A 19,128-nucleotide genomic window follows, 5' to 3' on the forward strand; every position below is an offset into this window, starting at 1 on the left:
CTTTCGACCGGGTCAGTCACGCCGGCCGTTTCAGTCCGCGAGGACCGGCCAGGGGTGCGGCGCTCTGTCATCCGTGGAGAGAAGACCGGCGATCCACCCGTCGACACCGCCGGACTCCATGCGCAGCCCCCTGCGCAGCAGCCCTTCGTAGCGGAAGCCCAGCGCACAGGCTGTGCGGGCGGAGGCGACGTTGCCGGCCATCGCCCGCCACATGATCCTCTCGAGCGCGCCGCCCTCGGGGTCGAACCCCCAGTCGAGCACGGCGGCGCCGGCCTCGGCCAGCAGTCCGCGGCCGCGAGCCGAGGCGCCGAGCCAGTACCCGATCTCAGCCTCCCCCGCCTGCGTCCGGCGGAGGCTGATCATGCCGGAGAACCCCGTCTCCGCCCGGATGGCCCATGCGTATTCGGCATCGTCCGCCCACCACTGCCCCGTGAGCGCCACGAACTCCTCCGCGTGCGTGCGGGTGTAGGGCGAGGGCACCGTCGTCCAGCGCTGGACCTCGGGATCCTGGCAGGTGGAGAAGATCGCCCCGGTGTCTGCCGGCGTGGGTGCGCTGAGCTCGACGCGGGCGGTCTGCAGACTCACGGGTTCCATGTGCCGACACTATCTGCACAGGTCAGCCGGACACTAGGACCTGCGGCGCGAGCGAGGCGCAGGCCGATGCAGCCCTCCTAAGCAATCAGCAGAGCCCGTCCGCCTGCCCACGTCCGTGCCCTCGCCTACGATGCTGAACTATGCGCATCCTCCTGCGGTTCTGGCCCGACATCCGCCCCCGTGCGGTGCGCTATGTCGCGAGCATCCTCTTCGCGCTCGCGTCCACCGGGATCTCCCTGCTCATCCCCGTGCTCACCGGCCGTGCCATCGACGGTCCCCTCGCGGAGCGCAGCCTGCCGGGCCTCCTCGCGATCACCGGGCTCGTCGTCCTCGTGGGCACCGCCGAGGCCCTCTTCCAGCTGATCCGCCGCCTCCTCACCGCCGGCATGACCGCGGACTGGGAAGTGCAGTGGCGCCACCGCCTCTACCGGCATCTGCAGCGTCTGGACGTGGCCCGGCACGACGAATGGGACTCCGGGCAGATGCTCTCCCGCGCCACCAACGACCTCTCCCAGCTGCGCAGGTTCTTCGCCTTCGGGTTCCCCTTCCTCGTCATCACCCCGGTGCTCGTGGTGATCGGCGGAGTCGTCCTCGCCCTCATCCATCCCGTCTTCGCGCTCATCCTCGTGCTCATGGCCCTCCCCACGATGGCCGGCGTGGCCTGGTTCAACACCCGCTACCAAGTGGCCTCCCGCGCCGCACAGGACACGATGGGCGAGGTCTCCACCTCCGTGGAGGAGTCCGTCCAGGGCATCCGCGTGCTCCTGTCCTTCGGCCGGAGCCCCTGGGCCGCGCGGCGCTTCCGGCTGATCGTGGAGCGGCTGCGGGACCACGAGCTGCGGAAGGTCCGCCTCGACGCCTGGCTCTGGGGTGTCGTCATGCTCCTGCCGCAGCTCGCGCAGGCGGCGATCGCGGGGGTGGGAGCCTGGGGTGTGGTCGCGGGCTGGGCGAGCCTGGGCGACGTCGTCGCCGCCGTGACGCTCATGATGTACCTGCGCATGCCCATCGAGATGTTCGGCTTCCTCCTCTCCGACGCCCTCATGTCGCTGACGGCGGCCACCCGCTACTGGGAGCTCATGGACATCGCACCCCGCATCACCGCGCCCGAGGCCGGCTCGGCAGGGAGCACTTCGCAGGGATCTCCCGTGCTCACGGGCACCGCGGGCGGCGGAACCGTCTCCGATGCCGGCGGAACCGTCTCCGATGCCGGCGGAACCGTCTCCGATGCCGGCGGAACGGTCTCCGCGAGCCGCGGATCCCGCGGCGAGTCCCTTGCGGCAGCACCGCGCACCGCTCCCGCTGCGGAGCACTCTCCCGACGCCGGCGTCCTCGAGTTCTCCGAGGTGGTCTTCGCCCACGAGGATGCGGACCGCCCCGTCCTCGACGGGATCACGCTGCGCGTGGCGGCCGGCGAGACACTCGCGCTCGTCGGCACCACGGGCAGCGGCAAGACGTCCCTGGCCTCGCTCGTACCGCGCCTCTTCGACGTCACCTCCGGTCGCGTGGCGGTCGACGGCGCGGATGTGCGTGCGCTGCCTCTGCCGCACCTGCGCTCACGCATCGGCGTGGCGTTCGAGGACCCCATCCTCTTCTCCTCCACCGTACGGGAGAACGTGCTCATGGGCGCACAGGCCGTCGCCGGCGAGGACGGTGCGGACGGCGAGGAGCCTCCCGCACTCACGGACGCCCAGGTCTGGGAGGCGCTCGAGATCGCTCAGGCCGCGGACTTCGTCCGCGCGCTGCCCGCCGGGCTCGACACGCAGGTGGGAGAGCAGGGGCTGGCGCTGTCCGGCGGCCAGCGCCAGCGCATCGCGCTCGCCCGCGCGGTGGCGGGCAGGCCGCAGTACCTGGTCCTCGACGATCCGCTCTCCGCCGTGGACGTGGACACGGAGGACCGCGTGCAGCGCAGGCTCCGGGAGGTGCTCTCGCGGACCACCTCGCTCATCGTCGCCCACCGCCCCTCCACCGCCGCGCTCGCGGACAGGGTGGCGGTTCTGGACTCCGGCCGGGTGCAGGCCGTGGGCGGGCACGAGGAGCTGCTGGAGGCCTCGGCGGCCTATCGAGATCTCATGGGGGTGCACGCATGAACCGGAACCCGGAGGAGCCGGACACTCTGCCGGAGGACATCGCCGCACGCGCCCGGAGGCTGCTGGGCGAGCTCGTGCGTCCGCAGCTGCGCGGCTATGCGCTCCTCATCGGACTGCTCGCCGCCTTCGGCCTCGGCAATGCGATCGGGCCGGTGTTCATCGCCCGCGCACTGGACGAGGGCATCCCCGGTGCGGTCGCCGGCGACACCTGGGCACTGATGTCACCGCTGCTGGTCTTCGTCCTCATCACCGGTCTCACCGGTCTCTTCGACTTCGCCTCGACCCGCCTCACCGGCACGCTCGCGCAGCGGCTGATGGTGGCGCTGCGACGCAGGCTGTTCGACCACGTCCAGCGGCTGGGGATCGGCTACCACGAGAAGTCGACCTCCGGGCGGCTCGTGGCGCGGCAGACCTCGGACATGGAGAACATCCAGATCTTCCTCTCCGGCTCGCTGCAGGAGATGGCGATCGGCCTTTCGACCATGGGCGTGATCGCCGTGGCGCTGCTCGTCATGGACTGGCGCCTGGCTCTCGTGATCTTCGCCGGCTTCGTCCCGCTCCTCTGGGTCTCCATCGCCGCCAACCGCGCGCAGCGGCGCAACCAGCGCCGGACCCGCACCGCCATCGCACGGGTCATCGTGCAGTTCGTGGAGACGATGGGAGGGATCCGCGCGGTCCAGTCCTTCCGCAGGGAGCGGACCAACGAACGGCGCCTCGCCGCGGAGGACGCGAAGTATCGCGAGGCCACGGCCGCGAGCCTGCGGAACGTGGGGTGGTTCGCCGCGTCCACACGCTGGATCGGCAACCTCTCCATGGCCGGCGTCCTGTTCACCGGGGGCTGGCTGGTCATGGGCGACGGCCTGCAGGTGGGCGTGCTCACCGCGTTCCTGCTCTACGTCCGCCGCTTCTACGGGCCGCTGGACGAGCTGGTGCAGGCCTTCACCATGTACCAGTCCGCCCAGGCCGCGCTGGAGAAGGTCACCGCGGTGCTGGACGCGGAGCCCGAGGTCGTGGAGCCGTCCGTCCCCGTTCGCCTCCCTTCCCGGAGCGGGTCAGGGAACGGTGGAGCGGCGCTCGGTGCCGGTGCGGCTCCCCCGCCCGCAGGCGAGGTTCGGGCCGGTCGCACCGTCTCGTTCTCCGGCGTCTCGTTCTCCTATGCGGGCGGGGAGACGGTGCTGCCGGAGTTCGACCTGACGATCCCCGCCGGGCAGACCGTGGCGCTGGTGGGACAGACGGGCGCGGGCAAGTCCACGCTCGTCAAGCTCCTCGCCCGGTTCTACGATCCCACCGGCGGGACGATCCGCCTCGACGGCGTGTGTCTGCGGGATCTCGCGGACGCGCAGCTGCGGCAGTCCGTCGTCATGGTCACGCAGGAGTCCTACCTGTTCGGCGGGTCGATCGGCGACAACATCAGGATCGGCAGGCCGGAGGCCACGGATGCGCAGGTGCGTGCCGCTGCCGAGGCCGTGGGCCTGGCACCGTTCGTCGCGCGCATGCCGGACGGCTACGACACGGACGTGAAGAAGCGCGGAGGCCGCCTGTCCTCCGGCCAGCGGCAGCTGGTGAGCTTCGCTCGTGCCTTCCTCGCGGATCCGGACGTGCTCGTCCTCGACGAGGCGACCGCGCACCTCGACATCCCCTCCGAACGCCAGGTGCAGGCAGCGCTGGCCACGGTGCTGGAGGGACGCACCGCGGTCATCATCGCCCACCGACTCTCCACCGTGGAGATCGCGGACAGGGTCCTCGTGATGGAGCACGGAGAGATCGTGGAGGACGGCGCGCCGGGGGACCTCATCACCGCCGGCGGTCGCTTCGCGGGCCTGCACGCGGCGTGGGAGGAGTCGCGGGCCTAGGAGAATGGCGGGGAACGGAGGACTGCCCGGCAGATTGGACCGCAGGAGGCGACAATGGAGGAATCCGACCCGCGGCCGCAGACTGAGCCGGAACCGCCGGTGAGTGCAGGCCGCTGGGACGTGGAGCCGGACCGGCGCCGCCTCTTCGACCTCGATCCCGTCCTCGCGCTGCACAGCGGGCCGTGGAAGTTCGGCAACCGTCCTCGCGCCGGCCTCGTCCTCAAGGTCGTGGGCATCGTGCTCACTGCTGCGCTGGTTGCCGGCGTCATCGTCATGCGACTCACCGCGCCGCGGGAGTTCGAGGGGTTCGCCGCCTATGCGCTTGCGGGTGCGGTGATCTTCCTCGTGCTCGTCGTGTTCTGGGGTTGCGGTTCATTGCTTGCGGACGGCAGTGTGCGACACGCAGCCAGCGGCAGGAGCATGGTCAGCAGAACAGAGAAGTATCGGTGCACCACTGCCACGGCGGACTACATCCGCGCGCGGATGGCCCAGGGAGACCTCGACTCGGTCCACCTGGGCAATCGGATGTTCCTCGACAAGCCCGCCACGGGAGTCCTCACCTTCACGGTCTATGCGCTGCCCGGCAAGCACGAGGCACTCGCGTGCATGCACTTCACCCGGAAGGACGCGCCGGAGGAGCCGCTCATCTGGCCGCCCATGCCCACAGACCAGGAATTCATGGAACGGTTCTTCCCGCGGAGGTCGGAGAACATCTACGACTTCAGCAACTGAGGCGCGCGCAGCCGGCGGCCCGGGCGACGGCCTCAGTCCTCCGTGCCACGCGGGGACCGGGCAGAGCCTGTGCCCGAGCTCTGCTCCCTGCCCCGGACCGCCTCGTCCCGGCGCGAGCGTCCCTCGCCCGCACCTGCGTCGGAGCGGTCGATGAGATCGTGCAGCGTATCCCGCAGTGAGGCCAGTTCGTCCGCACTCATGTCCAGCGCCTCGAGGATGCTGGGCGGGATGTCGAGCGCACGCTCCCGCAGCGCACGCCCCGCATCCGTGAGGTCCACCATCCGCACGCGCTCGTCGTCAGAGGCGTGCACACGCCGCACATAGCCGGATCGCTCCAGCCTGGCCACCAGTGGAGAGAGCGTGGCCGGCTCCAGGTGCACCGCACGTGCCAGCTCCCCCTGCCGCCGCGGGCTCTCCTCCCAGAGCGCGAGCATCACGAGGTACTGCGGGTGAGTCAGCCCCATGGGCAAGAGCAGCGGCCCATAGAGGCCGATGACCTTGCGGGCAGCCACTGCAAGGGCGAAGCACACCTGCTCGTCGAGGCGGAGGAAGTTACTGGAACTCACCCTCCGAGCGTAACCCCTGATATCCTTAGTGCACTAACTTTCATCTGCATCCCCACCCCGCACGCCCGGACGAAAGGACCACGATGCCCCGCGAGGACACCCCTGCGCAGAAGCCCTCGGGCGAGGACGGATTCGGCCGGTGGTTCAGATTCTGGAACCGCTTCGAGTACGCGGTGCTCCACGTCATCGGCCCGCCCCGCCTCAGCGAGTCCATGGATCCGCGCGCACGGCTCAAGCGCGAGTACGAACGGCGCCGCACCCTCCACGAACAGTGGAAGGCAGCGCGGTGAGCTGACACACTGGCACCACCACCTCGACCGGGACGGGCGCTCATGAGCGGCCCCGCGCTCTCAGGCTCCCGCACCGAGCGGGCACTGCACCCGATGAGCTCAGGAGGACCGGCACCATGAATTCCTACGACTACGTCATCGTCGGAGCAGGAGTCGCCGCGGCCGCTGCCGCCGCGGCGATCCGGGAGAAGGACGCGAAGGGCTCTCTCGCGATCATCGGCAGGGAGGACGACGGCCCCTTCTACCGTCCGGACCTGTCCAAGACGCTCTGGCTGGACGAGAACGCGGGCCTGGACAACGGCTGGCTGCTGGATGACCAGATCGGCGCAGACCTGCTCACCGGCACCTCGGTGACGGCGATCGACACCGAAGCCCGCACACTCACGCTCTCCGACACACGCACACTCACCTACGGCCAGCTGCTCCTCGCCACCGGCGCCGAGCCTCGGACGCTGGACCTGCCGGACTCACCGCGCATCCTCACCTATCGCACCGTGGCCGACTACCGGCGGCTCCGGGAGCTCGCGAACTCCGGCACGCGGGCGGTCGTGGTGGGAGGCGGCTACATCGGCGCGGAGATCAGTGCGGCACTGCGGCAGAACGAGGTAGGGGTCACGCTCATCATGCCGGGCACCTCGGTCCAGGGGTCCATGTTCCCCGCGGACCTCGCCGCCGAGGTGACCCGCACCTACCGGGAACGCGGAGTCGAGATGGTGACGGGGACGCGTGTCACCGGCGCACGCACAGAGGGCGACACCGTCACCGTGTCGACGGACCAGGGCACAGCGCACACGGCGGACGTCGTCGTGATCGGGGCCGGCGTGGTCCCCAACGACCAGGTCGCACGGCTGGCGGGAATCACGGTGGACGACGGCATCGTGGTCGACGCCCGGCTCGCCACCAGCGCTCCACACGTCTGGGCCGCCGGAGACGTCGCCCGCTACCCGGACGCGCTGCTGGGCATGCGCCGGGTGGAGCACGTGGACAACGCCGAGCACCAGGGCACGGTCGCAGGGCGGAACATGGCCACCGCGCAGACGGGCTCCGGAGAGCCGGAGTCCTACACCTACACACCCATCTTCTGGTCGGATCTGTTCGACTACGGTTATGAGGCCGTGGGTGAGCTCAGCGCACAGGCGGACACCACGGAGGACTTCAGCGCGGACCGCAGCTCCGGGGTCGTGTACTACGCACACGAGGACCACGTACGCGGCGTCCTGCTCTGGAACGTGTGGGACTCGACCGACAAGGCCAAGGCCGTCATCGAGCAGACCGCCGTGGAGCCCAGGTCCGGCGACGAGCTGCGCGGGTCGATAGACCTCGGGTGAGGCGGTGCGCCCGGGGCGGCGGAGCTCGGGCAACGGGCCCCGGCCGGCGGACCTCGGGCAAGGGGCCCCGGCGTCCCGGGGACCGGCATCCGACGCGTCCGACGGCCAGCCTCGACGACAGGCGGCAGGCTTACGGCGAAGCCTCTCCCCTCCGGGAGGATGTCGAGTTCTCTTGACATGCACATGTCCACGATGCTTACCATCGACATGTCAAGAGAACTCGACATCGACGGTGGAGGGACGTGAGCGGCGTGGTCGCTGAGAGCTCTCCGGTGCGCACGCTGCGGAAGGCCGCCGGGCTCACGCAGGCGCAGCTGGGGGCGCAGGTGGGCGTCTCACGGCAGACGATCGTCGCAGTGGAGAAGGGCGACTACGCCCCCAGCGTCTATCTGGCGCTGCGCATCGCCCGTGAGCTGGCGACCACCGTCGAGCAGCTCTTCCCCCTGGAGGAGGAACAGCCATGAGCACCGCACAGCCGCATGAGTTCGGATCCCCGGGCAGGGGCACACCAGACAGCCGAGGCCACCGCTTCGCCCGGGAGCAGCGACGCTTCGCCCGTGCCGCCGACCGGATCACCGGCCTCACCGACCCCTCCATGGGCGATGAGCGCGAGAGGGACATCATCCTCCGTGCCGGCACGGTGTCGATGACCACGGCGATCTATACCTTCATCGGCCTCGGCCTGCTCCTCGCCGCGACGGGAGCCATACTGCAGTCGGGCCTGGCGATCCTCGCCTCGGCAGTGCCGAACCTCGCCTACTTCCTCTACTGCAGCAGCGAGGGCGTCGACAACGCGCAGGTGTACAGCCGCACCGCACCGCGGCGTCGCCGCTGGGGCTTGGCGATCGGAGCGATCTGTGCGCTCGTCTGGCTGGGGCTGCTCGCTGCCTACGCCGTCACCGGTGCCCCGCTCATCGACGTCAGCTGGGTGACGTCTCGGATGGAGAACACGAGCACCTGGACCGGAGCACTCGTGGGCGGTGTCGCAGGCATCGCGGTGACCTTCGTGGTTTTCAGGTTCATGGCCCGGTCCGGCCGTCGCCGCGCTGAAGCTGAGCGCACCGCCCCTGACGAGGACTGAGGCGAGCCGGCAGCGGTCGCGCGGCTAGAGTGGTCCACGTCCGCTCACCGCCGGCCGGATCCGCTCCCCCGGCACCGGGCATGCTCTGCAAAACGCACACCATTCGGACCAGAGAGGCGATCCCATGACGGTTCCCACACTCACACTCAACGACGGCAGGACGATCCCCCAGCTGGGATTCGGCGTCTTCAAGGTCGATCCGGCGGAGACGGAGCGCATCGTCACCGACGCTCTCGCCGCCGGCTACCGCCACATCGACACCGCCGCCGTCTACGGCAACGAGGAGGGTGTGGGCGCAGCGATCGCCAAGTCCGGCATCCCGCGCGAGGAGCTGTTCGTCACCACCAAGCTGTGGAACGACCGGCGCGGCGCGGACGACGCCCGTGCAGCTCTGAATGAGAGCCTCACCAAGCTGGGCCTCGACCACGTGGACCTCTACCTCATCCACTGGCCTACGCCTGCAAACGACAAGGTCATCGAGACGTGGGAGACCTTCGCGACGTTCCGCGAGGAGGGCCTGACCACCTCGATCGGCGTCTCCAACTTCGACCACCGCTTCCTGCCCGCGATCCTGGACACCGGCATCGTACCGGCCGTCGACCAGATCGAGCTCCACCCGCAGTTCCAGCAGGTCGAGACCCTGCCGCTGCTCGCTGAGCATGACATCAGGATCGAGGCCTGGGGCCCGCTGGGCCAGGGCAAGGTCGACTACGCAAGCACCGTGGTGGGCGAGATCGCCGCGGCCGTGGGTGCCACCTGGGCGCAGGTCGTCATCGCCTGGCACCTCGCCAAGGGCCACATCGTGTTCCCCAAGTCCAACCGCGCGGAGCGCATGGCGGAGAACTTCGCGGCCAAGGACATCGTCCTCACCGCCGAGCAGGTCGCCGCGATCGACGCGCTGGAGAGGAACGAGCGCGTCTCCGCGGATCCCGCCGAGGTCAACTGACCTGCACCCGGCCGACGGGTCCGCGTTGACACTCAGCCTCCGCATTGCGGCCCGGCCGCGGGTTCACAGCACGAAAGGTCCGGGTCACGACGCTGCGGCGTGACCCGGACCTTTCGTGCGCACCTCCGGCCGGCTCCGCCAGCAGCACGGAGGGGCCGGCCGTCAGCGTGGGATCAGACCGTCGTCGCGCCCACGGCAGCGGACTTCACCAGCTGTGCATACTTGCCCAGCACGCCGTGCAGGCGCGGGTTCTCCGGCAGCGTCCAGTCCTTGCGGCGCTCGGCCAGCTCCTCCTCGGACACACCGAGGTCGATGGTGCGCTCGGGGATGTTCACGCTGATGGGGTCGCCGTCGCGGACGAAGGCGATGGGGCCGCCGTCCACCGCCTCGGGCGCCACGTGGCCGATGCAGAGCCCCGTGGACCCGCCGGAGAAGCGGCCGTCCGTGATGAGGAGGACGTCCTTGCCGATCCCGGCCCCCTTGATCGCACCGGTGATGGCGAGCATCTCTCGCATGCCGGGGCCGCCCTTGGGGCCCTCGTAGCGGATGATCACCACGTCGCCGGCCTTGAGCTCGCCGTTCAGCACGGCGTCCATCGCCGGCTGCTCACGGTCGAACACGCGTGCGGTGCCCTCGAAGACGTCCGCGTCGAAGCCCGCGGACTTCACGACCGCGCCCTCCGGCGCGAGCGAGCCCTTGAGCACGGACAGACCGCCGGTGGCGTGGATGGGATTGTTGAGCGCGCGGAGGATCTTGCCGTCCGGGTCCGGCGGGTTGATCGCCTCGAGGTTCTCCGCCACGGTCTTGCCGGTGACGGTGAGGCAGTCTCCGTGCAGCAGGCCCGCATCCAGCAGCGCCTTCATGATGACCGGCACGCCGCCGATCTTGAAGACGTCGTTCATCACGTACTGGCCGAAGGGCTTGACGTTGCCGAGGTGCGGGACTTTGTCCCCGATCCGGCTGAAGTCCTCGAGGTCCAGGGGCACCCCCGCCTCATGGGCGATCGCCAGCAGGTGCAGGACCGCATTGGTGGATCCACCGAACGCCATCACCACGGCGATCGCGTTCTCCAGCGACTTCTTGGTGATGATGTCGCGTGCCGTGATGCCCTGGCGCAGCATGTTGACCACGGCATCGCCGGACTGACGCGCGTACATCGTGCGGTTGCGGTGGATGGCCGGCGGAGCGGCGGAGCCGGGCAGGGACATGCCCATCGCCTCCGCCGCCGAGGCCATCGTATTGGCCGTGTACATGCCGCCGCAGGCGCCTTCGCCCGGGCAGACCGCGCGCTCGATCGCATCGACGTCGCCCTCGGTCATCTTGCCGGCGCGGCAGGCGCCCACCGCCTCGAAGGCGTCGATGAGGGTGACCTCCTTCTCCGTGCCGTCGGAGAGCTTGGCCGTGCCCGGCATGATCGAACCGTTGTAGAGGAAGACGCTGGACAGGCCCAGGCGGGCCGCCGCCATGAGCATGCCCGGGATCGACTTGTCGCAGCCGGCCAGCAGCACGGAGCCGTCGAGGCGCTCACCGCCGAACACGGTCTCCACGGAGTCCGCGATGACCTCACGGGAGACGAGCGAGTAGTGCATGCCCTCGTGGCCCATCGAGATGCCGTCGGAGACGGAGATGGTGCCGAACTCCAGCGGGTAGCCGCCCGCTGCGTGCACGCCTTCCTTGGCCGCACCGGCGAGCCGCTGGAGCGAGAGGTTGCAGGGGGTGATCTCGTTCCAGGACGAGGCCACACCGATCTGCGGCTTCTGCCAGTCGTCGTCGCCCATGCCCACGGCCCGGAGCATGCCGCGTGCTGCGGCGCGCTCCAGACCGTCGGTGACGTCGCGAGACCGGGGCTTGATGTCCACGCCGGGCTTGGTGGGCGTGGCTGCGCGGGTGTCGTCAGTGATGCTCATGCCCTGATCTTAGGACCGCGACCGGCAGGCCCCTCCCGCAGGTCCCGCCATGCGGACCCGCGGGACGCCTAACGAAGGTCTGCGGGCACTCGTGCACCCCCTCACCTGCACTTTCGGCACGCCTGAGGTCCCGCTCCAGTCCCATATGGCAGATGCGCCGGGTGACCGTCTCACCAATAGAGAACGCCGGACTGCCCGAATGCGCCGGCCAGTGCCGATTCGGACGCGCAGCGCCGCTCCGGGGGCACGGAGCGGCTCAGTCGATCTCGACGACGTTGAGCAGCTTCTCCCCACGCCCCAGCCGGATGACCTGTTCGGTGAGGAGGTTCGCGATGCGCGGGTGGAAGGCGGAGGCATCGCCGCCCACATGCGGGGTGAGCAGCGTGTTGGGCGTGGACCAGAGCGGATGCCTCGCCGGCAGCGGCTCGGGGTCGACCACGTCGAGGGCCGCATGGAGGCGGCCGGTGCGCAGCTCCGCCACGAGCGCATCGGTGTCCACGACGCCGCCGCGGGCCACGTTCACGATGAGCGCGTCGTCCGGGAGCTTCGCGAGGAACTCCGCGTCCACGAGTTTCTCGGTCTGCGGGGTGAGCGGGGTGATGAGGACGACGACCTCCGCCGTCGGCAGCAGGCCCTCCAGCTCGTCGATGGCGAGGATCGGCCCGCGCTCGTCCTCGCGCGCCCGCGTGGCGACACGGGTCTGCTTGACCTCGAAGGGCGCGAAGCGGTCGAAGATCGCGTTGCCGATCCCGCCCGCGCCCACGATGACGATGTTCCGGTCCGCGAGCGAGCGCCGGTGGATGTGGTCCCACTTCTCCTTGAGCATGTCCCGGGCCGCGTCGTCGATGCCGCGCAGACTCGCCAGGGTGAGGGCCACTGCGAGCTCCGCGGTGGCAGCGGTGTGCACGCCCGAGGCCGTGGCGACCGTGACCTCCGGCCCCACCTTGCCCACAACCGCGTCGTAGCCCGTGGTCTGCAGCTGGACGTACTTGAGGTTCTTCAGCTCATGCAGGCGGTCGATCGTGGGTCCTGCATTCATGTACGGCAGGATGACCGCGTCGATCGTGTCCGGGTTGAGCCCGCGGGACTGATGCTCGGCACTCCAGACCACGAACTTCAGCCGTCCCTGCTGATGGTCGACGATCCGGGAGTCGATCCGCGCCCGGAGCTCGTTGTCCGGGAAGGCGATGGTGGTCACGAGACCGGCGGGCAGGTCCTGTGCTCCGGCAGACGTGCCGGCGTGTGCATTCTCACTCATGCCCACAGTGTGGCACGAGGGCCGGACGCGGGAAGAGGGTGTTCCGCAGTCAGGACAGGACGCTCACGGGACCGGGCACAGGTGGACCCTGATGCCGGTGCAGCCTGACCCGCAGCGCCCGTCACCCCACGGCACCGGCGATCTTCGCCGTGATCCGACCGAGCGCCTCGATCTCCTCCCGCGTGAGCACTTCGTCGAACACATGGCGCACCCGTTGCCGGTGCACCTGCCCCACCCGCACGAGCGTGTGGGCGCCCTCCTGGGTGAGGTGCACCTGCTGGACGCGGCGATCGTCCGGGTCCTGCTCCTTGCGGACCCAGCCGCGCTCCTCGAGGCTCCTCACCCGGTAGCTGAGACGCGGCACCGAGAACACCAGCCGCTCCGCGAGCACGGACATCGCGAGCACCCTGTCCGGAGCCTCCGCCAGCACCATGAGGATGTTGAAGTCGCCGAGGTCCACCCCGGAATCGCCCTTCATCCACTCCCCCATGCGCGTGGTGAGGCGCTGGGCGGTCTCGAAGTACGTCCGCCAGGCGGCCATCACGGCCGGTTCGGCGAGGAGTTCGCCGCCGGGTGCAGGCGGTCCCACCGGAAGACCCCCTCTCTCCTCCACCGCGCTCACCGTCCCAGCAGCTGCGCGAACGGCGTGACGGATTCCGGATCGAACTCATCGCGCATCCGGTCGAGACGCGCGGAGGTGCGCACCGACGCGCTGGGAGCAGGTTCGGCGGCGAAGGCCTCGGAAGCCTCCGCATCCGTACCGGCGGGCACCACGAGTGCCGCGAACTCCTCCGCGGCAGCGGTGATCCGCTCCCGCAGACCGCTCGCCGCACCCGCACCCCAGTCGTCGGTCGCGGCGAAGACGGCGGTGGGGAGCACGATGCCCTTGAGGTAGGCCAGGAGCGGGCGCAGCGTGGTCTCCGCGGCCAGAGAGTGGCGCGGTGTGCCTCCCGTGGAGCCCAGCAGCACGGGGGTGCTCGCGAGGGAGGCGTCGTCGATGAGCTGCCAGAACAGGGTGAGGATCCCCACCGGGGCGGCCTTGTAGACCGGCGCCACCGTGAGGACGCCCGAGGCCCGCCGCACGGCGGCGAAGGCCTCTTCCACCTGCGGCGCGGGCAGACCGGTGGCGGTGAGGTCCGCGAGGTGGCGGGCGAGCTCCCGCAGCCGCACGTGCGTGGTCCGCACCCGCAGGCCGCGGGCCTCGATCACGGAGGCCGCCTCGGCGAGCATGCGCGCGGCGAGGCGATCGGTGGTCGAGTCCTCGCTCATGCCGGCGGACACCGCGACGAGCTCGACGCTCTCCGCGGCACTGACGGCCGGGACGGTGGGGCTGTCTGAGAAGCGGGCATCCGTCATCACTGCCGCCCTCCCTTCTTCTCCTGCGCTGCGGCCTCACGCTCCTCGTGGGCGCGCGAGCCGGGAGCGCCGCCGGGCACCGGGTCCTGGCCCGCGAGGTGGCGAACGCGGAGCCACTCGTGCGTGGGGGCGTCCGGGACGTCCGCGGGGCGCGCCGCATCGAGCTCCTTGCGGAGCACGGGGACGACCTGCTCGGCCAGGATGTCGATCTGCTCGAGGACGGTCTTGAGCGGCAGGCCGGCATGGTCGAGGAGGAACAGCTGCCGCTGGTAGTCGCCGGCCCATTCGCGGAAGCCCGCGTAACGCTCGATGACCTGCTGCGGGCTGCCCACGGTGAGCGGCGTCTGCTCCGCGAAGTCCTCGAGGCTGGGACCGTGGCCGTAGACCGGCGCATTGTCGAAGTACGGCCGGAACTCGTGCACGGCGGCCTGGGAGTCAGCACGCATGAACACCTGACCGCCCAGCCCCACGAACGCCTGATGCGCGGCGCCGTGGCCGTAGTACTCGTAGCGCTGGCGGTACAGCTTCACCATGCGCGCAGTGTGGCTGGTGGGCCAGAAGATGTTGTTGTGGAAGAAGCCGTCGCCGTAGTAGGCGGCCTGCTCCGCGATCTCCGGGCTGCGGATGGAGCCGTGCCAGACGAAGGGCGGCACGTCGTCCAGCGGCCAGGGCGTGACCGTGAAGCCGTCCAGCGGCGTGCGGAAGTTCCCCTCCCAGCTGAGGTTCCGCTCACGCCACAGCCTGTGCAGGAGGTTGTAGTTCTCCACGGCGAGCGGGATGCCCGCGCGGATGTCCTTGCCGAACCAGGGGTAGACGGGCCCCGTGTTGCCGCGTCCCATCATGAGGCTCACCCGGCCGCCGGCCAGGTGCTGCAGGTACGAGTAGTCCTCCGCGATGCGCACCGGGTCCGTGGTGGTGATGAGCGTCGTGGAGGTGGAGAGGTGGATGCGCTCCGTCTGCGCAGCGATGTGCGCCAGCAGCACCGGCGGGTTGGCCGGCGCCACGAACGGCGGATTGTGGTGCTGGCCGGTCGCGAAGACGTCCAGGCCTGCCTCCTCCGCATGCTTGGCGATCGTGAGCATGGACATGATCCGCTCGTGCTCGCTCGGCGTCGTGCCGTTGGTGGGATCGGTGGTGACATCGCCGATCGTGAAGATGCCGAACTCCATGACAGCCCCTTTTGGTTGCAGTTTCAATCACTTGGTGAAAAGTTTAACCATCAGTGGCGAGCAGATGTTCCCGCCGAGGAGTGCGACTGGTCACAGGCAGGGCGAGGGGACCCTGCAGCCGTCACCACCGCTCATCCACTCAGTCATATAGGCTGAAACCAGACAGAGTGTATGGAAACACTGCATGGAGGAGATCCGATGACGCAGCTCCCGCCCGATCCGGACGCACTGGCGGCAGTCGAGGAGGACAGCCGTCGCGGCTTCCTCGGCACGCGCCGGGACCCGCTCATCCGCGCGGCATCCGGCGCGGAGGTCTATGACCTGGACGCCTATTCCTTCCTCGGGGAACCGGCCCCGGCCACCGCGCATCCCGTGCTCTGGGAGCATTCGCGACGTGTGGCCCGCCACGGCCTCTTCGAGGTCTGCGAGGGCGTGTTCCAGGTGCGCGGGTTCGACCTCGCCAACCTCACCCTCGTGGAGGGAGAGAGCGGGGTCGTCGTCATCGACACGCTCACCTGCACCGAGACCGCCGAGGCCGCTCTCGAGCTCTACTTCGCCCATCGCGGCCGGCGCCCCGTGGCAGGCGTCGTCCTCACCCATCCCCACGTCGACCACTTCGGCGGAGTGGCCGCGGTGCTGCGACAGGGAGCCGCGGAGCCCGTCCCGGTCCTCGCCCCGGAGGGCTTCCATCACCACGCCACGAGCGAGAACGTCGTCGCCGGCCCTGCCATGCGCCGCCGGTCCGGGTACATGTACGGCGGTGCGCTCCCCGCGGGCCCCGCCGGCCATGTGGGCTGCGGGCTCGGACAGCGGGTCGCCGCGGGCACCACCACTCTCACGGAGCCCACGGACTCGATCCGGGAGACCGGCGAGACGCGAGAGATCGACGGCGTCCTCCTCGAGTTCCAGCTCACTCCCGGCACGGAGGCCCCGGCCGAGATGAACATCTTCCTCCCCCAGCGAGGCGCCCTGTGCCTGGCGGAGAACGCGGTGCACACCCTCCACAACATCATCACCCTGCGCGGTGCGCAGGTCCGCGACGCCAAGCGGTGGTCCGCCTACCTCGACGAGACGCGCAGACTCTTCGGCCATCGCACGGAGGTCGCCTTCGCCACGCATCACTGGCCCCCGTGGGGCCGCGAGCGCGTGGACGAGTTCCTCTCCGTGCAGCGCGACGTCTACGGCTTCATGCACGACCAGACCGTCCGCCTCATGAACGACGGCCTCACTCCCGAAGAGATCGCCGAGACGCTCACCCTGCCCGCAGCACTGGCCGCCTCGCCCGTGGTCCGCGGCTTCTACGGCTCGCTGAGCCACAACGTCAAGGGCATCTACCAGTTCTATCTGGGCTGGTACGACGGCAGTCCCGCCCACCTCTGGAAGCTCCCGCACCGCGCCGGCGCACGGCGCTGGATCGACCTGCTGGGCGGAGCGGAGAAGGCCGTCGGACATGCCCGGCGACTGCTCTTCGGGGAACAGGCCGAGGCGGCCGGGGCTCCGCAGCGCACCGAGGCGATCCGCACCGCCTCGGTCGAGGACCTGCGCTTCGCGGCGGAGCTCCTCGACGCCTGCGTGTTCGCCCAGCCTGCGCCCGCACCGGGGGCACCGCCTGCGCCGGCCTCGGACACTCAGGCGGACGCACCGTATGCAGTGGCACCGTATGCAGAGGCCCGCGAGCTCCTCGCCGCCGTCTTCGAACGGCTCGCCCACGGCTGCGAGAACGCCGTCTGGCGCAACGAGTACCTCACGGGAGCCGCAGAACTCCGGATGTCCTCCCCCGCCCGTGCTGCCCGTGCCGCCGGGGAGGCCGAGGCCGCCCGCGCTGCCGGACCCACCCCGGCGGCCGCACCCGCCGCCGGGTCCCCACGCGGACCGGTCCAGGGGCGCAACCAGCTGGCGCGGGGGCTGGGGCCGGCGGACGTGCTGGACTCCTGCGCGGTCCGCCTCGACGGTCCGGCGGCCGCCGAGACCTCCCTCAGCTTCGATCTGGTAGAGCTCGACGCCGCGGGCGAGGCAGTGCGGGTGCACCGCGCGCACCTGCGCAACGGCGTGCTCCGGCACAGCTGCGAGGAGATCGCCGGGCGCACGGAGCACACCGCAACGGACTCCGATCCCGAGGCCCAGCTGAGCATCCGCGTCCCTCCCGGGCAGGCCGCGCGACTGGCGCACGCCGGGCTGGACGGGTTCGACCACAGCGGCGACCCTGCGGTGTGGGAGCGGTTCCGCAGCCTGCTGACGACACCGCGGCGACGCTTCCCCATCGTCGCACCGCACTGACCCGGCACGTACTCCACCGGGCGACAGGCACGGCGAAGGGCCCGGCGGAGGGAGCTCCCTCCGCCGGGCCCTTCGGCTCAGCCGGCGATGCGCATGGTCTTGGCGACCGGCAGCCCTCCGATCACCCGCTGGCTGAAGCCCTCCGCGGCCGTCAGCTGCGCAGGCAGGTCGCTGAGCGGCACGACGATGCCGTCCTGGAAGACCTGCTGCTGCAGATCCGCGTAGATCGCGCAGCGCTTCGTCTCATCCGGTTCGGCCATCGCCTCCCCCAGCATCGCCAGGAGCTCAGGGTGGGGATCGCCGGTGCTGTTGCGTCCGCCGTCCTCCGTCGTGGGCCCCACCACCCGGGAGAGCCCGCCGTAGACGGTGCCGGAGAGGTTGATGAGGTTGATGACCGCCATGTCCCACGAATCGGGCTTGCTCGCAAGCTCCGTCGCCAGCCCGGCGTTGTCGACGGTGCGCAGCTCCACCTCGGCCCCGGCCTCGTTCAGCACCTGGTTGATGTAGGTGTTCCCGGCGCCCTTGCCGACGGCCTGGGTGCCCAGCTGCACGGCGGAGACCCCGTCCAGCGCCGCCGAGGCCGCCTCGGGATCCGGGGCGAGCAGGGCGTCGGGGTCCTCATTCACGCACGGCACCGTGTCGCCCACGAAGCTGTCCGCCGGGGTGCCCAGCCCGCCCGTCGCCGCCTGCACGAACGCCTGCCGGTCGAGGGCCTGCGCGACTCCCCGCCGTGCCTCCGCGTCTGCGAACGGCTTCCCCTCCCTCTCGTTGAAGAGCAGGAACAGGTTGCCGGTGGAGAACCTCTCCGCGGTGAAGCCCTCCTGGTCGTCGAAGCGCGTGAGGGGTTCGCCCGTGAGCGTCGCCAGATCGAGATCGCCCGCGATCAGGCTGTTCGCGATGCTGTTGTAGTCGGCGCTGACGGTGTAGCTGATGCGCGCGGCGGGCGTGCCCTCGAGAGGTTCGGCGTACTCGGGGAAGGTGTAGCCGGACTCCCTCAGCTCGAAGGAGACGCTGGCGCCCGGGGTGAAATCGCCCAGGGTGTATGCGCCGGAGAAGGCTCCCTCGACGGTCCCCTTCGCGGTCTCCTCCGGGTCCTCGAGCCCCGCGGGGCAGACGATCCCGGTCTCCGGCATCGTGAGCCCCGGTCCCATGTCCGCCCAGGGAGTGTCCAGCTCGATGGTCACGGTGCCCGCCTCGTCGTCGGCGGAGACCTCCGGTGTGGACGGGCCGAACACGAGATCCTTGTTGTTGGAGACCTCCGTGAATGCCTCGAGCGAGTCCTTGACGACGGTGGCCGTGATCGGCGTGCCGTCTGCGCAGGCGGCTCCCTCGCGCAGGGTGAACGTCCCCTTCTGCGGCGTCACCTCCCACTCAGCGGCGAGCTCACCGGCCAGCGCTCCTCCCTCGTCCTGCGCGAGCAGGGTGGTGTAGAGGAGGCCGTTCGCGGTCGTGCCGGGGACTCCGGAGGAGGTCATCGGGTTGAAGCTGGACGGATCTGCGATGAGCGTCGACCTGATCGTGTCGGTGGTCGTTCCGCTCTCTCCCGGTGCGCCGCCGGAACCGGTGGTGCAGGCCGACAGCGTCAGTGCTGTCACCAGCAGCCCCGCGGCGGCGGGGACGAGGCGGTGAGATCGGCGGACGACGGCGCGTCGGCCGTGAGGTGGAGTGTGCATGGTTTCTCCTC

General features: G+C 70.3%; 17 protein-coding genes. 9 read left to right on the forward strand and 8 right to left on the reverse strand.

From position 1 onward, the window contains the following. Positions 1 to 30: 30 nt before the first annotated feature. Positions 31 to 594 carry a GNAT family N-acetyltransferase gene (locus ABD240_RS14235; protein ID WP_291796231.1) on the reverse strand — a complete coding sequence of 188 codons (564 nt, stop codon included), beginning with the start codon at positions 592 to 594 and terminating at the stop codon, positions 31 to 33. Between the two features lie 140 nt (positions 595 to 734). Between ABD240_RS14235 and ABD240_RS14240 the strand changes: the two genes are divergently transcribed. The 3 genes from ABD240_RS14240 to ABD240_RS14250 are packed head-to-tail and all read left to right on the forward strand — an operon-like array spanning position 735 to position 5,266. Beyond that, positions 735 to 2,681, forward strand: coding sequence for an ABC transporter ATP-binding protein (locus ABD240_RS14240; RefSeq protein WP_344337965.1), 1,947 nt, complete (start codon positions 735 to 737; stop codon positions 2,679 to 2,681). Next, positions 2,678 to 4,534, forward strand: coding sequence for an ABC transporter ATP-binding protein (locus ABD240_RS14245; RefSeq protein WP_344337967.1), 1,857 nt, complete (start codon positions 2,678 to 2,680; stop codon positions 4,532 to 4,534). Before ABD240_RS14240 ends, ABD240_RS14245 begins: the two co-directional genes overlap by 4 nt. A gap of 54 nt (positions 4,535 to 4,588) precedes the next feature. Further along, the gene (locus ABD240_RS14250) at positions 4,589 to 5,266 is read left to right on the forward strand and encodes a hypothetical protein (RefSeq protein WP_344337969.1); all 678 of its coding nucleotides are present in this window, start codon (positions 4,589 to 4,591) and stop codon (positions 5,264 to 5,266) included. A gap of 32 nt (positions 5,267 to 5,298) precedes the next feature. Here ABD240_RS14250 and ABD240_RS14255 read toward each other — a convergent pair whose 3' ends face one another. Further along, positions 5,299 to 5,832, reverse strand: coding sequence for a MarR family winged helix-turn-helix transcriptional regulator (locus ABD240_RS14255; protein WP_344337971.1), 534 nt, complete (start codon positions 5,830 to 5,832; stop codon positions 5,299 to 5,301). 83 nt (positions 5,833 to 5,915) lie between these two features. On the opposite strand from ABD240_RS14255, the gene ABD240_RS14260 reads away from it, so the two are divergent. The 5 genes from ABD240_RS14260 (at position 5,916) to ABD240_RS14280 (ending at position 9,477) form a co-directional block, all read left to right on the forward strand. Then, complete coding sequence (locus ABD240_RS14260; RefSeq protein WP_344337973.1) at positions 5,916 to 6,122, forward strand: hypothetical protein; 207 nt, start codon at positions 5,916 to 5,918, stop codon at positions 6,120 to 6,122. Between the two features lie 116 nt (positions 6,123 to 6,238). Further along, the gene (locus ABD240_RS14265) at positions 6,239 to 7,450 is read left to right on the forward strand and encodes an NAD(P)/FAD-dependent oxidoreductase (protein WP_344337975.1); all 1,212 of its coding nucleotides are present in this window, start codon (positions 6,239 to 6,241) and stop codon (positions 7,448 to 7,450) included. 242 nt (positions 7,451 to 7,692) lie between these two features. Continuing rightward, a complete protein-coding gene (locus tag ABD240_RS14270; protein WP_344337977.1) occupies positions 7,693 to 7,914 on the forward strand; it encodes a helix-turn-helix transcriptional regulator in 222 nt (73 codons plus the stop codon). Next, positions 7,911 to 8,531, forward strand: a complete 621-nt coding sequence (locus ABD240_RS14275) for a hypothetical protein (RefSeq protein ID WP_344337979.1) — start codon at positions 7,911 to 7,913, stop codon at positions 8,529 to 8,531. The genes ABD240_RS14270 and ABD240_RS14275 overlap by 4 nt, the downstream gene beginning before the upstream one ends. A 124-nt stretch (positions 8,532 to 8,655) precedes the next feature. Continuing rightward, on the forward strand, positions 8,656 to 9,477 hold the full coding sequence (locus tag ABD240_RS14280) for an aldo/keto reductase (RefSeq protein ID WP_291796250.1): 822 nt from the start codon (positions 8,656 to 8,658) through the stop codon (positions 9,475 to 9,477). Between the two features lie 173 nt (positions 9,478 to 9,650). Here the strand turns inward: ABD240_RS14280 and ilvD are convergent, their stop codons facing one another. From ilvD to ABD240_RS14305, 5 genes are all read right to left on the reverse strand, one after another. Then, positions 9,651 to 11,384, reverse strand: a complete 1,734-nt coding sequence (ilvD, locus tag ABD240_RS14285; RefSeq protein WP_425547033.1) for a dihydroxy-acid dehydratase — start codon at positions 11,382 to 11,384, stop codon at positions 9,651 to 9,653. A 256-nt stretch (positions 11,385 to 11,640) separates the two neighbouring features. Further along, entirely contained in the window at positions 11,641 to 12,642 is a 1,002-nt protein-coding gene (locus ABD240_RS14290) for a 2-hydroxyacid dehydrogenase (protein ID WP_291796253.1), read from the reverse strand. 121 nt (positions 12,643 to 12,763) lie between these two features. After that, positions 12,764 to 13,231 (reverse strand): MarR family winged helix-turn-helix transcriptional regulator, encoded by a 468-nt coding sequence (locus ABD240_RS14295; protein ID WP_344337982.1) that lies wholly within the window; start codon positions 13,229 to 13,231, stop codon positions 12,764 to 12,766. Between the two features lie 29 nt (positions 13,232 to 13,260). After that, positions 13,261 to 13,998 carry a CE1759 family FMN reductase gene (locus ABD240_RS14300; protein WP_291796259.1) on the reverse strand — a complete coding sequence of 246 codons (738 nt, stop codon included), beginning with the start codon at positions 13,996 to 13,998 and terminating at the stop codon, positions 13,261 to 13,263. Then, positions 13,998 to 15,167 (reverse strand): CE1758 family FMN-dependent luciferase-like monooxygenase, encoded by a 1,170-nt coding sequence (locus ABD240_RS14305; RefSeq protein ID WP_291796262.1) that lies wholly within the window; start codon positions 15,165 to 15,167, stop codon positions 13,998 to 14,000. The genes ABD240_RS14300 and ABD240_RS14305 overlap by 1 nt, the downstream gene beginning before the upstream one ends. Positions 15,168 to 15,365: 198 nt before the next feature. Between ABD240_RS14305 and ABD240_RS14310 the strand changes: the two genes are divergently transcribed. Next, on the forward strand, positions 15,366 to 17,444 hold the full coding sequence (locus ABD240_RS14310; protein WP_344337985.1) for an alkyl/aryl-sulfatase: 2,079 nt from the start codon (positions 15,366 to 15,368) through the stop codon (positions 17,442 to 17,444). A 77-nt stretch (positions 17,445 to 17,521) separates the two neighbouring features. On the opposite strand, the gene ABD240_RS14315 is transcribed toward ABD240_RS14310, so the two are convergent. Then, positions 17,522 to 19,117, reverse strand: a complete 1,596-nt coding sequence (locus ABD240_RS14315; protein WP_344337987.1) for an ABC transporter substrate-binding protein — start codon at positions 19,115 to 19,117, stop codon at positions 17,522 to 17,524. Between the last annotated feature and the right edge of the window lie 11 nt (positions 19,118 to 19,128).

This window comes from Brevibacterium salitolerans, from assembly GCF_039531405.1.
In the GTDB taxonomy this organism is placed as follows: Bacteria; Actinomycetota; Actinomycetes; order Actinomycetales; family Brevibacteriaceae; genus Brevibacterium; species Brevibacterium salitolerans.

Bases quoted from the DNA above. Each gene is read 5' to 3' on its own strand.
- ABD240_RS14235 (WP_291796231.1), bottom strand. From the start codon at position 594: ATGGAACCCGTGAGTCTGCAGACCGCCCGCGTCGAGCTCAGCGCACCC.
- ABD240_RS14240 (WP_344337965.1), top strand. From the start codon at position 735: ATGCGCATCCTCCTGCGGTTCTGGCCCGACATCCGCCCCCGTGCGGTG.
- ABD240_RS14245 (WP_344337967.1), top strand. From the start codon at position 2,678: ATGAACCGGAACCCGGAGGAGCCGGACACTCTGCCGGAGGACATCGCC.
- ABD240_RS14250 (WP_344337969.1), top strand. From the start codon at position 4,589: ATGGAGGAATCCGACCCGCGGCCGCAGACTGAGCCGGAACCGCCGGTG.
- ABD240_RS14260 (WP_344337973.1), top strand. From the start codon at position 5,916: ATGCCCCGCGAGGACACCCCTGCGCAGAAGCCCTCGGGCGAGGACGGA.
- ABD240_RS14265 (WP_344337975.1), top strand. From the start codon at position 6,239: ATGAATTCCTACGACTACGTCATCGTCGGAGCAGGAGTCGCCGCGGCC.
- ABD240_RS14275 (WP_344337979.1), top strand. From the start codon at position 7,911: ATGAGCACCGCACAGCCGCATGAGTTCGGATCCCCGGGCAGGGGCACA.
- ABD240_RS14280 (WP_291796250.1), top strand. From the start codon at position 8,656: ATGACGGTTCCCACACTCACACTCAACGACGGCAGGACGATCCCCCAG.
- ilvD (WP_425547033.1), bottom strand. From the start codon at position 11,384: ATGAGCATCACTGACGACACCCGCGCAGCCACGCCCACCAAGCCCGGC.
- ABD240_RS14290 (WP_291796253.1), bottom strand. From the start codon at position 12,642: ATGAGTGAGAATGCACACGCCGGCACGTCTGCCGGAGCACAGGACCTG.
- ABD240_RS14300 (WP_291796259.1), bottom strand. From the start codon at position 13,998: ATGACGGATGCCCGCTTCTCAGACAGCCCCACCGTCCCGGCCGTCAGT.
- ABD240_RS14305 (WP_291796262.1), bottom strand. From the start codon at position 15,167: ATGGAGTTCGGCATCTTCACGATCGGCGATGTCACCACCGATCCCACC.
- ABD240_RS14310 (WP_344337985.1), top strand. From the start codon at position 15,366: ATGACGCAGCTCCCGCCCGATCCGGACGCACTGGCGGCAGTCGAGGAG.
- ABD240_RS14315 (WP_344337987.1), bottom strand. From the start codon at position 19,117: ATGCACACTCCACCTCACGGCCGACGCGCCGTCGTCCGCCGATCTCAC.